Raw genomic sequence first — 13,825 nt, forward strand, 5'->3', positions numbered from 1 at the left:
CACATCCAAAAAGGGCTAAAATACCATCATGAGAGCAGAAAAGCTTCTTATTATGAGGGTTTTACCCTTTATGAGAATTAAATGAGAATCTCTTCATAAATGTTTCAAACATGGTGGAGTGGATTTGACGACACATATTTGCACCGATTATACTATTAGATAGGTTGCCTATTATTTGTCTACTGAATTAATTAATCTCCTATCTAAAGTGAAGAAATGATTAACAAAGGGGTGATCAAATGGAAAGCAGTGAGAAAGAAGCTGCAGCAAAAGAGCTTCTTCAGGCTTTTATGCTTTTCAACAAACAAAACTGGCGACATCATCGAACGAGCAGCGGTAAATTTAGCGAAATGCAAGTGTTAATGTGTGTAAGATTCAAGTCCAAGCCAGACTCGCAGGGGCTGAAGGTGTCAGAAATAAGCCGCCACCTGAAGGTGACTTCGCCGACAGTCACTCAACTGATTAATGGGCTCGAAGCGGGAGGCATGGTTGCCAGGAACGAGGACCCAGAGGATCGCAGAGCTGTTCGGATTACTTTAACCGATGAAGGCGAGAAGGCTGCGAAGCGGGAAATCGATGCTTTTACCGATCGAATGACAGGCTTGGTGAACTATTTGGGCGATGAAGAAAGCGCACAATTAACGCAGTTGTTGAAAAAGGCTGGCATGTACTTTAAGAACTTGAATGAATCCGAATCCGGTGGAGATGATCATACATGTTGAAATTGTTTCGCTTCTTGAAGCGTTACCGGTTATTTATAGGCTTAGTTCTAGTGTTTGTTTTTCTACAGACGCTCTCGGATCTCTATCTCCCAACGTTGATGGCTGACATTGTCGATGTGGGAATCGTGAATGGAGATAATGCTTATATTTGGAAGGTCGGAGGTTGGATGCTGGCTGTAGCGGCAGCGGGTGGGATATGCTCGGTTGCTGCGAGTTATTATTCATCCAAAGCAGCCGTAGGCTTCGGCAGAATTGTTCGTGGCAAAGTATTCTCGCATGTCGGGAATTTCTCTCTCCAAGAGTTCGATAAGATCGGAACGGCATCACTTATAACACGCACGACGAACGACATTACGCAAGTTCAGCAAGTGCTTATTATGATATTGCGAATGATGGTTATGGCTCCAATGATGTGTGTGGGCGGTATTATTATGGCGGTGTCGCAGGATGCGAAGCTGTCGCTCGTATTAGTCGTTGTATTGCCTATATTGGTAGGTACGATCTTCGCAGTCGTAAGAAAAGGAATTCCTCTATTCAAAGCAATGCAGCTGAAGATTGATAAGCTAAACCTTGTCCTCCGAGAGGGGCTGACGGGTATTCGGGTCATTCGTTCCTTCGACCGAATCAAGCATGAGAATGACAAATTCGATCAGGCCAATGAGGACTTAACGGCTACTGCGATTAAGGTTAACAAAATTATGGCGGTATTAATGCCGCTGATGATGCTCGTCATGAATTTATCTACCGTCGCTATTATTGCGATTGGAGGTCTGCGAATCGATAATGGCGATATGCAGGTCGGCTCACTCATGGCTTTCATTCAATACGCTATGCAAATTATGTTCTCCTTACTGATGGTATCGATGATGTTGGTCATGATTCCAAGAGCTCAGGCATCGGCCATTCGTATTAATGAAGTGCTGGACATGGTTCCAGATCTGAAGGACAAGGAGCAGGTAACCGCGCCTAATGCGCAGCATGGATACTTGGAATTCGATCAAGTCTCCTTCAGCTATCCTGGTGCGGAGCAGCCCGCTATATCGAATATTTCATTCCGCGCAGGCCCAGGTGAGATTACGGCGATCATAGGCGGTACGGGCTCGGGCAAGTCAACTCTGGTCAGCCTAATTCCGCGGTTCTATGACGTGGATGCTGGGCGGATACTAGTCGACGGCGTAGACATAAGAGATTTATCACAGAGCAGCCTGCGTCAGAAAATCGGCTTCGTTCCGCAAAAGGCCGTTCTATTCACAGGCACGGTTGCGGATAATATTCGGTACGGCAAAGAAGAAGCATCTATTGACGAAGTGAAGCATGCGGCTGAGGTGGCGCAGGCAGCAGATTTTATTTCCTCGATGGAGCAAGGGTATGATTCCGAAATAGCGCAGGGCGGCAATAATGTATCAGGCGGACAGAAGCAGCGCTTGTCGATTGCACGTGCCTTGGTTAGAAAACCGGAGATTTATGTATTCGATGACAGCTTCTCTGCGCTTGACTTCAAGACAGATGCGAAGCTCCGGGCAGCGCTGAAGTCAGAGACGACTGAATCTACGGTGCTTCTGGTCGCGCAGCGAGTCAGTACCGTTATGGATGCGGATCGTATTATTGTGCTGGATGAGGGAAGAATAGCCGGCATTGGCAATCATAAGGAGCTTATGCAATCTAGTGAGGTATATAGAGAGATCGTATCTTCACAGCTGTCAGAGGAGGAGATCGCATGAGTGAACACGAGAATCGGCAGCAGCCTCCCAAAGGTCCAGCGAAAGGCCCTGGCATGGGACCACCAGGGATGGGCGGCATGGGCATGCCTGTTGAGAAAGCGAAGAACTTCAAAGGAACGCTATCCAGACTTACGGGCTATCTCAAGCCGCATCGCTACAAGCTTCTTCTTGTATTGCTGACAGCAGTCCTCAGTACGGTGTTCAGCATTGTCAGTCCCAAAATTATGGGGCAAGCAACGACTAAGCTGTTCGAAGGCATAATGGGCAAAATGAATGATGTGCAGGGTGCGAGGATTGATTTTGACGCGATTAACCAGATTCTTCTGACATTGGTCATTCTCTATTTCATAAGTGCAGTATTCGGATACATTCAGCAGTATTTGATGGCTGGCGTTGCTCAGCGGACCGTCTATGATCTGCGCAAAGAGGTTAATGCAAAATTCGAGAAGCTTCCGCTTAAATTTTTTGATTCGAAGACGAACGGCGAAATTCTAAGCCGTGCAGTCAATGATGTTGACAACATCAGCAATACGCTTCAACAGAGTCTGACGCAATTCATAACATCGGTCATAACGCTGGTCGGCGTCATCGTGATGATGCTTACGATTAGTCCTCTAATGACACTTATAGTGTTCCTGACAATTCCTCTAAGCCTTATAGCAACGGCAGCGATCGCCAAGCGCTCGCAGCGTTATTTCGTTATGCAGCAGGCAGAGCTGGGCAGATTGAACGGGCATGTAGAGGAAATGTATACCGGACACAAGATTGTAAAAGCGTTCGGGCATGAGCAGAAATCACTTGATGAATTCAACGAAATGAACGAGAAGCTGTACGAATCAGGCTGGAAAGCACAATTCATATCCGGCATTATTATGCCGATCATGAGCTTCATCGGCAATATCGGCTATGTGCTTGTAAGCATTGTCGGTGGACTGCTCGTTACGAAGAAAGCGATTGAGCTCGGTGATATCCAGGCTTTTATCCAATACACGAGACAATTCACGATGCCGATCACACAGCTTGCCAATATTTCGAACGTTGTTCAATCTACGATTGCTTCCGCTGAACGTGTATTCGAGCTGCTCGATGAGGAAGAGGAGATTCCAGAGCTGGCGAATGCCAAGACTATTCAGCGGCCGGACGGTGCTGTTGGGTTCGATCATGTGAAGTTCGGCTACAAGCCGGAGAAGAGTCTGATTGATGATATGAATCTCGATGTGCTGCCTGGACAGACAGTTGCCATTGTCGGTCCGACTGGAGCAGGCAAGACGACTATGATCAATCTGCTTATGCGGTTCTATGAGCTTCAAGGCGGCAAGATTACGATAGACGGTATTAATATAACGGATATGAAGCGAAGCAGCCTGCGCAGTCTATTCGGGATGGTGCTTCAAGATACCTGGCTGTTCAATGGCACGATCCGCGACAATATCGGATATGGGCGTGAAGGCGCGACAGAAGAGGAAATTATACAAGCTGCGAAGGCGGCTCATGCCGATCATTTTATCCGGACGCTTCCTGATGGCTATGATACGCTGCTCAATGAAGAGGCTTCTAATATTTCACAAGGCCAGAAGCAGCTTCTTACGATTGCCCGTGCGATATTGGCCAATCCATCGATCCTCATTCTGGATGAAGCGACCAGCAGTGTCGATACGCGTACAGAAGTGTACATTCAGAAGGCGATGGGGGAGCTCATGAAGGGCAGAACAAGCTTCGTTATCGCACATCGGCTATCTACGATTCGTGATGCTAATCTTATTCTTGTAATGAATCAAGGGACCATCATTGAGCAAGGGACGCATGAGGGGCTGCTCGCTAAGGGTGATTTCTATGCAGACTTGTACAATAGCCAGTTCACTGGGAAGGCTGTCACGAGTGAGGTAGTCTAGCAGAATAGAGTAGATGAGAAGGCGAGTTCCCCAATAGGAACTCGTCTTTTTATTCTTATTAGATTCATATTTACATTAATCCATTCAGTAATTTTAAAGTTGATTAATCATTTGATTTCCATTACTATTGAATTAAATTAATGTTATTGAACATTGATTAATAATACTATTAATTTAATTTAGCTGGAGGGTTATCTGAATGGCTAACAAAATTACAATTAATGCTGACATTGCCAAAGGTACAATTAATCGCAATATTTACGGTCATTTTTCCGAGCATTTGGGCCGCTGCATTTATGAAGGGTTCTGGGTAGGGGAAGATTCAGTTATTCCAAATACGAACGGTATTCGCAACGATGTTGTGGAAGCGCTCAAAAAAATCAAGATTCCCGTTCTGCGCTGGCCAGGCGGCTGCTTCGCTGATGAGTACCACTGGAAGGACGGGATTGGTCCTAAAGAAAATCGCAAACGGATGATCAATACACATTGGGGCGGCGTTGTGGAGAACAACCATTTCGGTACCCACGAGTTTCTAATGTTATGTGAAATGCTCGAGTGCGAGCCTTACATATCGGGTAATGTGGGCAGCGGGACGGTTCAGGAAATGTCTGAATGGGTGGAGTATATGACATTCGATGGCGTATCCCCGATGGCCGAGCTGCGCAGAGCGAATGGGCAGGAGAAGGCGTGGAAAGTGAAATATTTTGGCGTCGGCAATGAGAACTGGGGCTGTGGCGGCAATATGCGTCCAGAATACTACGCTGATCTGTACCGCCAATATCAAACCTATGTGCGCAATTATGGCGATAACAAAATCCACAAAATTGCCTGTGGTCCAAATGTAGACGATTATGCGTGGATGGAGACAGTCATGCGGGAAGCGCATAGGCATATGGATGCGATTAGCCTTCATTACTATACGGTTCCGGGTGCAACTTGGGAAGACAAGGGCTCGGCGCTTGATTTCACCGAGGATGAGTGGTTTGCAACGATGAGAAAAACGCTCAAGATGGATGAGTTAATTAAGAAGCATTCCACTATTATGGACAAATACGACCCTGACAAGCGGGTTGGTCTTATCGTAGATGAGTGGGGAACTTGGTATAATGTTGAGCCGGGTACGAATCCGGGCTTCCTCTATCAACAGAACACGGTTCGCGACGCACTGGTTGCAGGCATTACATTGAACATTTTCAATGAGCACTGTGATCGGGTTGAAATGGCTAATCTCGCACAGATCGTTAACGTGCTGCAATCGGTTATTCTAACTGAGGGTGAGCAAATGGTACTTACGCCAACCTATCATATTTTTGATATGTATAAGGTGCATCAGGATGCTACTCTGCTTCAGACCAGCTATGACGCTGGCAGCTATGAGCAAGGTGACCAGCAGCTTCCACAAATTTCTGTATCCGCATCCAAAGACAGCGAAGGCAAGATTCATGTCAGCCTATGTAATCTTGACCATCAGTCTGCTGCAGAAGTCAGCATCGAGCTTCGTGGTCTGGCAGGCGCTGGTATTCAAATTACGGGTACAACACTAACTTCGGAAACGCTAAGCGGACATAACACATTCGAGCAGCCAGATGCGGTACAGCCAGCTGAATTCCAGGCCTTTACCTTGCAGGGTACGACTGTTGCGGCTACTCTTGCTCCAATGTCTGTAACCGTACTGGAATTCATTGCGGAATAGCAGGCGCGGAAGATGGACAATCCAAGAGGCTGCAAAGGCTGCAGTGACAGCTATAAGGTAACGGATGAGCAGATTAAGAGAATTCTGTCTGCTCCTATGTTCCAATATCCCATCAGCGTTCCGGATGATGTCTATGAGGAGCGTCTAAGCTCATGCGCGGCATGTCCGAGGCTAATGCCAGATCGATCGACCTGCTCGCTATGCGGTTGTATTGTACAGGTTGCAGCGAAGTATAGGAATAGAAGCTGTCCAAGTCCAGATGATAGACGTTGGTCTGCCATTGAACAATATTCAGCAGGATGAGCGGTTGTGTAAATGAATGTAGGAGTGATCAGCATGAAAGCACCTTTGTTTCGTGATCCCATCTTCGATGGTGCTGCGGACCCCGTCGTCATCTGGAATCGCCAAGCGCAGGAATGGTGGATCATCTATACGAACAGACGAGCAGCAGCTGAAGGGCCTAAGTTCGCTTGGGTACATGGCACCGATCTAGGCGTAGCTTCATCATCCGATGGCGGTCAGAGCTGGAAGTATAGAGGTACTCTAACAGGACTGGATATCGAGTGGGGACGCAACACGTTCTGGGCACCGGAATTGATATGGCATAATGGGCTTTATCATATGTATGTCAGCTATATTCAGGGAGTACCTGATGATTGGGCGGGTCACAAACGCGAAATATTCCATTATACAAGCCCGGACTTATTGAATTGGACCTTCATCTCGAATGTGGTACTTAGCTCGAGCCGTGTCATTGATGCTTGTATCTATGAGCTGCCGGAAGGCCGCTTCCGAATGTGGTATAAGGATGAGGACAACCATTCGCATACTTATGCGGCGGAGAGCGATGATCTATACTCATGGCAAGTGACTGGTCCTGTTATTACAGGCCGCGCCCACGAAGGACCTAATGTATTCCGCTTCAAGGATTTCTATTGGATGATCGTAGATGAATGGAGAGGACAAGGCGTGTACCGATCGGAGGATCTGGAATCGTGGGAGTGGAATGGTCTTATCCTGGATCAACCGGGCTCACGGGAGGATGATGGAACGATCGGACTGCATGCGGATGTAGTGGTGCAAGACGACCAAGCTTATATTTTCTATTTCACCCACCCGGATCGGCGGGGTGCGCTCGATCAAGGCAATCAGGAGCAAAACTATGCAACGCGTCGTTCTTCCTTACAGGTCGCTAAGCTTGATGTGAAGGACGGTCTACTCGTATGCGATAGAGATGAGCCCTTCGAGCTTAAGCTTCAGCCAGACAATTAAACGGTCTTACAATTAAGAGCAGCGGCATAGTGCCGCTGCTCTTATTCTAACTGTAAGGTGGAATTATAAAAGCCTAGCTCAGAACGAGTACCCCGTATCGTTCTAGCGTTATTGTCCCGTTAAGCTCTCTGCCGGTAAGAAGATCGACTTTCTCTTCTTTGAGAGTCAGCTCAACCGTTTCTTCACTGTAATTGAGCAGGAATGATAGCGGTCCGGACTCGCCTTCACGAATGACGAGCTCTACCTGCTTAGGCAGCTCCAGCCATTGTGCAGCTGGGGAAGTTAACTCAAGCTGCTCAAGAATGCGGCCAGCTGCATCCTCGTTGAACACCGCACCGTAATACCAAGCGAAGCCTTGGCCGAATGCATTGCGGGTAACGGAAGGCTTGCCAGCATAATAGTCGGAAGCATATTCCGCCATAACTTGAACGGTGCTGCTCTGAGCCGCTAACACATCATTGAAATCATCGGCCTGTGTCAGCTCCGAACGGCCATCCTTCCAGCTCATGAAGGTAGCTTGGCGAGTACCTTTTACATGAGTGAACTCCTCGACTGAGATACCGCATAGATTAGCGGCGGCACCTGGGAATGGACGCATATAGCAGTGGCCATCCTCATTCTTATAGCCTGTCCGGCACCCGAAGATAATGGTTCCGCCCTCACTCACATATTGCTCTAGAATAGCAGCTGTCTCATCACGCAGAATGGCAGGATGCGGATAGATAAGGACGCTATATTTCTTCAGATCCTCAACCGTTGTATTGCTGCGCATGTACAATACATCGCTTGGAATATGCCGCTGCTGCAGCGCTTTGAACCACTCTTTGCCGCTCTTCCAAGCGAATGGTCCATGCCAAATATCGTATTCGCCATCCCATTCGTTATCATAGTCGCGCATAATCGCAACATTTGCTTTATTCTTCGTGCCGACAATTCGGCTGCCTGCCAAAGCGAGCTCAGAACCGATCTGACCTGCTTCGCGTACTCGGCGGTTAGGCTGGTTGTGGTAGTCATTCAATCCATGCCAATAAATCTCGTTGCCAACCGTTGCGGTTCTCCAGCGGAAGTAGAGCACCATATCAGCTCCATGTGCGATGGATTGATAAGTCCAGAGTCTCATCTGGCCGGGCTTGGGAGATGGCATATCCATTCGGTTCACCCAACCGCCTGGACCGGATTGCTGCTCCATAATGCAGAAGTTAGGAGAGATCGAGCGCACCGCTCCTAATGATAAGCTCCAGCCGCGATCCAGAAGCGGATTGTTCTCTGCTTGATCATAATAGATCGAAGAGAACTGCGGATAGGAATCATAGCTGAAAAAGTCAAGCAGCTCGTCAGTCATCCGATGACTATCCAGATGCCCGAATAGTCCATTCGTCGTAACCCAGTGATTCGGTGCTATTTCACGTATAATATCGGCTTGTACCTTAGCATATGAAATCGTGTTGTCGGAGATGAAGCGTTTCTCATCCAGCGCCTGATGCGGGTTTGGCTGGCGATCAGCTGGTGTCGGCCGTGGAAGATACACCTGTGACCAGTCCGAGTAGGTCTGGTTCCAGAACACGGCTCCCCATGCGTGATTCAGCTTCTCAAGCGTGCCATATTTATTCTGCAGCCATTGCCTGAAGGCGAGATGGTCTGCCGGTGAATAAAATTCACTAATTTCACAGTTGAACTCATTATCGATCTGCCAGCCTATTACAGCTGGATGATCATGATAATGCTCAGCCATCGCTCGTGCAATCTTGCCTGACAGCTCCCGATATTTCGGGCTGCTGTAATTCGTATGGCGGCGCAGGCCATGCTGCAGCGTGACACCTTCAAAGGTCACATTCAGTACTTCCGGATACTTCTCTGTAAGCCAGGCTGGAGGAGTAGCTGTAGGTGTTCCGATAATGACTTGTATCCCATATTGATGTGCAAGATTAAGTACACGGTCGAATAGATCGAATTCGAACACGCCTTCTTCCGGCTCGAAGATCGACCATGCAAATTCAGCAACACGAATGACGGAGAAGCCGAGCTCCTTCATGCGGCGCAGATCATCCTCCCATAGCTCTTCCTTCCAATGCTCCGGATAGTAGCAAGCACCTAGATTAAACTGATCAGTGGCTGGTTGCATGATGTTGTCCTCCCGTTTGTTTATGATAATATATTGCTATTGTATGTCTATTTAGTTATTGTAAAATCAATAAAGATATTCGTAAATAATAGATTATTGCTCTCAATGTGAATATATTGCTTAATTATCGTGCAAGGCAGGGAAAGAGGCGAGAGGATGCGAACGAACTATTTTTTGCCGGAGCCGGCTGTCAGTAAATATGCCTGTTATCCCGAATCACTCGGAAGATATAATCAATTCCCACAGCATGAAGAGCGCCGAGCAGAGGGGATGATTGCCTATTATAATCTGCATATCGTGTGCGGTGGGAAAGGCTTCGTACATCATAATGGCCGCCCGATGATTCTGAAGGAGGGGGATGGGTTTTTGTTCCCTCAAGGGGCGTACCAGCATTATGGGGCTGACCCGGACGATCCATGGGATATCCGCTGGATTCATTTTGCCGCTATACCTGCCCTTCCCATGCTGCGAGATGTGGATGCCTCTGGCTTGTGGCTGTTTATGGTGTCGGATGCCGCTCGCATTGCGGAGCTGACGGAGCAGATGTATACGCTGTGCGAGCCCTATGAAACAAAAAGCGAGCCTAGAATGTCGGCGCTTCTGTATGAGCTGCTGGCGGAGCTCGTCCATAATACAGAGAGGCTGGAACAGGATTCGATCCCGTCTTACAAGAAAGACTCCATACGAAGAGTGGCCGATCAGATTCGAAGCCGCTGCGGCGATCCATGGACATTATCTGCGATGGCTGAGCTATCCGGCTACAGCCCCTATTATTTTCTCCGATTATTTCAAGAGATCATTGGGAAAACACCGAATCATTATTTGACCGATTGTCGAATAGCGGCAGCCAAAGGCCTTCTAGTGACGACGAATCTGCCAATTGGAGAAGTAGCAGCTCGAACGGGCTTCGCGCAAGCAAGTTATTTTATCCGAGTATTCAAAAAAGCAGAGGGCTTGTCACCGAAGGTATACAGGGAAATTTACGGCTAGGGCAGCCTCTGCAATTAGGGTGCCAAAGACAGCAAATAGTTGGTGTATTTACCGATTTCATTCGAAACTTGACACAGAAAAAGCCGGCAAATCAAGGTGCCGGCTTCTTCTGCGTTGCTATATATATAAATAATGGGGTTGATAGTTATTATGATGGCTGAACCTTAAGAAAAGCTGAATTTCGGATAACAATAGCATTAAAAATGAGCAGATAGGCTGGCAATAATTTGAGGGGAGATTTTTTACTGCAAAAAAATATTTCGCCAAAAAAAGACGTTTCATTCTGTTTCACGACCTTAAAAGTGAGAGGAAAGTTGAAAAATACGAGCGTTTTCATTGTAGAAGATAGTCGTTTTATGTAGGAATATCTCTATATTTGTAATCTAATTGGAGAAAATAGAAATATTTACAAATTTAAGAATCCATACTATGATGGAAAAGCAGGAAATACAACCTGAGGGCTATGCTTTCTAGCACATGTGAATGTGATAGGACAACCCCGTTTCTCCGCTTAGGCGAGAACGGGGTTGTTTTGTGTACATTCATACTCAGCATGCTTATTCTCAGATTTCAGGAGGTGAAGGGAGGGATATCGCGTATTGATCAAAGGCAGGGAGGAGATTATCCATGTCATTACAATCTAGTATCTTGGTCATTGATGGCTTTCGTGCAAGTAAATTAAACAACGAAAGAAAGTTGTTCGTGTACTTGCCTCCCAGCTATGAAGGGAGCGTATCTTACAATTACCCGGTCTTATACATGCATGCAGGGCAGCGAGCCTTCGATCCATTACAGCCTGGCACCGAGTCATGGCGCATTCATCATGCCGCTGATCGGCTCATCAGAGAAGGCGCTATGGACGAGATTATTATCGTTGCCATTGCACATGTCCGTCCAGTTCACTCTAATGAATATTATCATTTCACTGCACCAGTTGCTGAAGCCGAGAGCATCGCATGCTCGGGTCTAGATTACGAGGACTTCATCATTAACGAGGTTAAGCCATATATTGATTCAGAATTTCGGACGCTTCAGGGTCCGGAGAATACGGGCCTTATCGGTTCATCTGCAGGTGGATTAGCCACGTATCACATGGGTTTTAGACATCCAGATGTATTCGGCAAGCTGATCATGCTCTCGCCTTATTTTATCAAAGCGCAGCTGAATGATGAGTCCGAGACAGGGCTGTACGAGGAAGTGCTGTACCGATCGTATGCATTGCAAGGCAAGCGTCCGCTTAAGGTATGGATGGATATCGGGGATTCTGAGGGCTTATTCCTGCCCAGACATGTTCGTGATGTTGCATCCAGCTTAATGGATCAAGGGTTCCGATATGGTGAGGAGCTCGGTTATCTGGAGCAGCTGGATGCTGCGCATCAGGAGACGGATTGGGGAGACAGAGTTCATATTCCCTTGCTGTTCATGTTCGGCCGGATCGGGACGCCAGTATCTCTGGCATTCAACGGCAGGAATCAAGTCGGCTTGTCAGGCGGTATGAGCGTCTATATTAATCCTATCCTCCGTTATGACAGCGGGTTTGCTCTTAGTGTCCTGAATGGGACCTATTATGTGGACAATCCTGATGTGCTCGAGGTTCGCCCAGACGGCCAGCTAATACCGAAAGGTCTAGGGAAGACGAATGTAACACTTACAGCAGGAGGTCTAGTTGTTTCTGGTACTTATACGGTTATACAGGAGCTGTCGGATTGTGTATCGGTCAGTTTCCATGTAGAGGTGCCAACAGAGGCTTCCCCAGTTCCAGAAATATTCGGAGGAATGGGTATGAGGCTGAGCCGCACGGATAGCAATCTATTCACAGGCCAGTTCAAGGTGCCAAGAGATAGTGGTTACCGCTTCCGCTTCACGAAGGGGTTCCGGAATTTTGAATCAAATATCGAAGGCCATGTCATTCCAAATCGTGTCTTTCGTGCATCCATTGATATGGTTCTTCATTATAAAGTCGAGAATTGGGAAAGAAACGTAATCCCATCGGCGGAGAGGAGGAGCCATGCAAGCCCAACCTTTTAATCCCACTATGGATATACCTTATTATTATCCCTGTAATTTGCCCCTCATCCACGAAACGCTGAAGCAGCAAGGCTCGTTCAGTAGTCTCGGTCTTATTGCAAATTCTAGAATGTACGGCTTGCCTGCATGCTCAAGTGCAGGGCTCATTAAGACTTATTTCCATAAGCTGGATTATGAAGACCCGATCTGGACTATGAAAGGAAGAATTGAATATTCCGGGCTTGAGGAAGGGCTTATTCAGATAAAACAGCGTGTTGACGAAGGAGAACTGCTGCTTGCAACTGGAACAAGCTACTATCTGCCTTACTGTGAGGATTATCTAAGTAGCAAGTACATTGAGAAGCTGGTAGAGCCAACTTCACGGTTGTATCTGGCTGACCATTGGTTAGCTGTATATGGCATGGACGGTGACCATGTAATGGTATACGATCCGGTGCCATCCCGCTATCAAGGCCCTATATCGCTGAAGTCATTCGATGATTTCTGGAAGGGCAATAAGAACATTCCTGAACTCGCTGGAGCCAAAGTCAAGGAAGAGCTGCATGCGTATTGTGTGATTGATATTGGGGCGCAAGAGAAGCTGACGCTAGCCTCTTACAAGGAGGTGCTGCAGCGGACACTCGCTACTCAGGCTCATGAGTATTTGTCTGCTCAGGAGGTAAGAGAAGGAGATCGCATCTATTATTTTGGCCATGCGGTTTCTCTGCAGCTGCTCAAGACCCTGCACCATGGCTTAGCAGAAGGAAAGACTGCTGCGAACGCCATTTCAGGATTTCTATTCGATATGAGATGGAGCAGATATTTTTTCCGAGATCTGTTAGTTGAGCTAGCTGCCGTCATGGGTTCACCATACTCTGCATACGTCTCTGAATTCAGTGAGATTATTGCGGAATGGGAAGGAGCTCACAAGCTGCTGCAAGGACGTGCTGCAATGAATCAACCAGCAGAACGGGCTATGCAGCTGAGTACACAGCTGGAGAAGCTTCTGAAGAGAGAACAGCAATTCTACGAATCGGTCTGGGCAGCACATCGTACCGTCGGATTGTTCCAGAAAAGGGATAGCCATATTGGAGAAACCGGTTTCTCTAAAAAGGAGACGCTGCTGCGAATCGTTCTGGATAGCTGCAAGGAGCTTAATTTGTTTCACAACGGCACCATTGCCTTAGAGCTTGGGTCACAAGCTCCGCTCTACGGACGCAATGGCAATCTGGATTCACTCGGACTCGTCTCCTTGCTGGCGTCTGTTGAACAGGGAATTGAAGAAGAGCTGGGAGTCGGTCTAGCTTTATCAGCCGAACCATCATCTACGCTGACTGATAGTCCATACCGTACCGTTGATAGCCTGGTTGGGTATCTCTACTCCCATTTGGATAAGGCTGTTTGAG

The 13,825-nt window shown here is 47.4% G+C and carries 10 protein-coding genes; 9 read left to right on the forward strand and 1 reads right to left on the reverse strand.

Annotated elements, in window-relative coordinates:
* The first annotated feature begins 239 nt into the window (after positions 1 to 239).
* The 6 genes from AC6ESP_RS21010 (at position 240) to AC6ESP_RS21035 (ending at position 7,300) form a co-directional block, all read left to right on the forward strand.
* Positions 240 to 722 (forward strand): MarR family winged helix-turn-helix transcriptional regulator, encoded by a 483-nt coding sequence (locus AC6ESP_RS21010; RefSeq protein WP_497098700.1) that lies wholly within the window; start codon positions 240 to 242, stop codon positions 720 to 722.
* Positions 716 to 2,443 (forward strand): ABC transporter ATP-binding protein, encoded by a 1,728-nt coding sequence (locus AC6ESP_RS21015; RefSeq protein ID WP_497098701.1) that lies wholly within the window; start codon positions 716 to 718, stop codon positions 2,441 to 2,443. Before AC6ESP_RS21010 ends, AC6ESP_RS21015 begins: the two co-directional genes overlap by 7 nt.
* Complete coding sequence (locus AC6ESP_RS21020) at positions 2,440 to 4,335, forward strand: ABC transporter ATP-binding protein (RefSeq protein WP_497098702.1); 1,896 nt, start codon at positions 2,440 to 2,442, stop codon at positions 4,333 to 4,335. The genes AC6ESP_RS21015 and AC6ESP_RS21020 overlap by 4 nt, the downstream gene beginning before the upstream one ends.
* A gap of 199 nt (positions 4,336 to 4,534) precedes the next feature.
* Positions 4,535 to 6,028: an alpha-N-arabinofuranosidase gene (locus tag AC6ESP_RS21025; protein ID WP_497098703.1), complete on the forward strand. Its 1,494-nt coding sequence runs from the start codon at positions 4,535 to 4,537 to the stop codon at positions 6,026 to 6,028.
* A 12-nt stretch (positions 6,029 to 6,040) separates the two neighbouring features.
* Positions 6,041 to 6,331, forward strand: a complete 291-nt coding sequence (locus AC6ESP_RS21030; protein WP_497098704.1) for a hypothetical protein — start codon at positions 6,041 to 6,043, stop codon at positions 6,329 to 6,331.
* 33 nt (positions 6,332 to 6,364) lie between these two features.
* Positions 6,365 to 7,300 (forward strand): family 43 glycosylhydrolase, encoded by a 936-nt coding sequence (locus AC6ESP_RS21035; protein ID WP_497098705.1) that lies wholly within the window; start codon positions 6,365 to 6,367, stop codon positions 7,298 to 7,300.
* Positions 7,301 to 7,373: 73 nt separating this feature from the next.
* Here AC6ESP_RS21035 and AC6ESP_RS21040 read toward each other — a convergent pair whose 3' ends face one another.
* Positions 7,374 to 9,422 carry a beta-galactosidase gene (locus AC6ESP_RS21040; protein WP_497098706.1) on the reverse strand — a complete coding sequence of 683 codons (2,049 nt, stop codon included), beginning with the start codon at positions 9,420 to 9,422 and terminating at the stop codon, positions 7,374 to 7,376.
* 156 nt (positions 9,423 to 9,578) lie between these two features.
* Here AC6ESP_RS21040 and AC6ESP_RS21045 point away from each other — a divergent pair, with 156 nt between their 5' ends.
* The 3 genes from AC6ESP_RS21045 to AC6ESP_RS21055 all read left to right on the forward strand — a co-directional run bounded on the left by AC6ESP_RS21045 (position 9,579) and on the right by AC6ESP_RS21055 (position 13,824).
* Positions 9,579 to 10,412, forward strand: a complete 834-nt coding sequence (locus AC6ESP_RS21045) for a helix-turn-helix transcriptional regulator (RefSeq protein ID WP_497098707.1) — start codon at positions 9,579 to 9,581, stop codon at positions 10,410 to 10,412.
* A gap of 627 nt (positions 10,413 to 11,039) precedes the next feature.
* Complete coding sequence (locus AC6ESP_RS21050) at positions 11,040 to 12,440, forward strand: alpha/beta hydrolase (RefSeq protein ID WP_497098708.1); 1,401 nt, start codon at positions 11,040 to 11,042, stop codon at positions 12,438 to 12,440.
* A 7-nt stretch (positions 12,441 to 12,447) separates the two neighbouring features.
* The gene (locus AC6ESP_RS21055; protein WP_497098709.1) at positions 12,448 to 13,824 is read left to right on the forward strand and encodes a cysteine peptidase family C39 domain-containing protein; all 1,377 of its coding nucleotides are present in this window, start codon (positions 12,448 to 12,450) and stop codon (positions 13,822 to 13,824) included.
* Position 13,825: the final 1 nt, after the last annotated feature.

The sequence above is a fragment of the Paenibacillus xinjiangensis genome, assembly GCF_059686975.1.

What these genes read in the sequence shown, in the direction of transcription:
- AC6ESP_RS21035 (WP_497098705.1), top strand. Translation starts at nt 6,365, where the DNA reads ATGAAAGCACCTTTGTTTCGTGATCCCATCTTCGATGGTGCTGCGGAC.
- AC6ESP_RS21020 (WP_497098702.1), top strand. Translation starts at nt 2,440, where the DNA reads ATGAGTGAACACGAGAATCGGCAGCAGCCTCCCAAAGGTCCAGCGAAA.
- AC6ESP_RS21050 (WP_497098708.1), top strand. Translation starts at nt 11,040, where the DNA reads ATGTCATTACAATCTAGTATCTTGGTCATTGATGGCTTTCGTGCAAGT.
- AC6ESP_RS21025 (WP_497098703.1), top strand. Translation starts at nt 4,535, where the DNA reads ATGGCTAACAAAATTACAATTAATGCTGACATTGCCAAAGGTACAATT.
- AC6ESP_RS21015 (WP_497098701.1), top strand. Translation starts at nt 716, where the DNA reads ATGTTGAAATTGTTTCGCTTCTTGAAGCGTTACCGGTTATTTATAGGC.
- AC6ESP_RS21030 (WP_497098704.1), top strand. Translation starts at nt 6,041, where the DNA reads ATGGACAATCCAAGAGGCTGCAAAGGCTGCAGTGACAGCTATAAGGTA.
- AC6ESP_RS21040 (WP_497098706.1), bottom strand. Translation starts at nt 9,422, where the DNA reads ATGCAACCAGCCACTGATCAGTTTAATCTAGGTGCTTGCTACTATCCG.
- AC6ESP_RS21045 (WP_497098707.1), top strand. Translation starts at nt 9,579, where the DNA reads ATGCGAACGAACTATTTTTTGCCGGAGCCGGCTGTCAGTAAATATGCC.
- AC6ESP_RS21055 (WP_497098709.1), top strand. Translation starts at nt 12,448, where the DNA reads ATGGATATACCTTATTATTATCCCTGTAATTTGCCCCTCATCCACGAA.
- AC6ESP_RS21010 (WP_497098700.1), top strand. Translation starts at nt 240, where the DNA reads ATGGAAAGCAGTGAGAAAGAAGCTGCAGCAAAAGAGCTTCTTCAGGCT.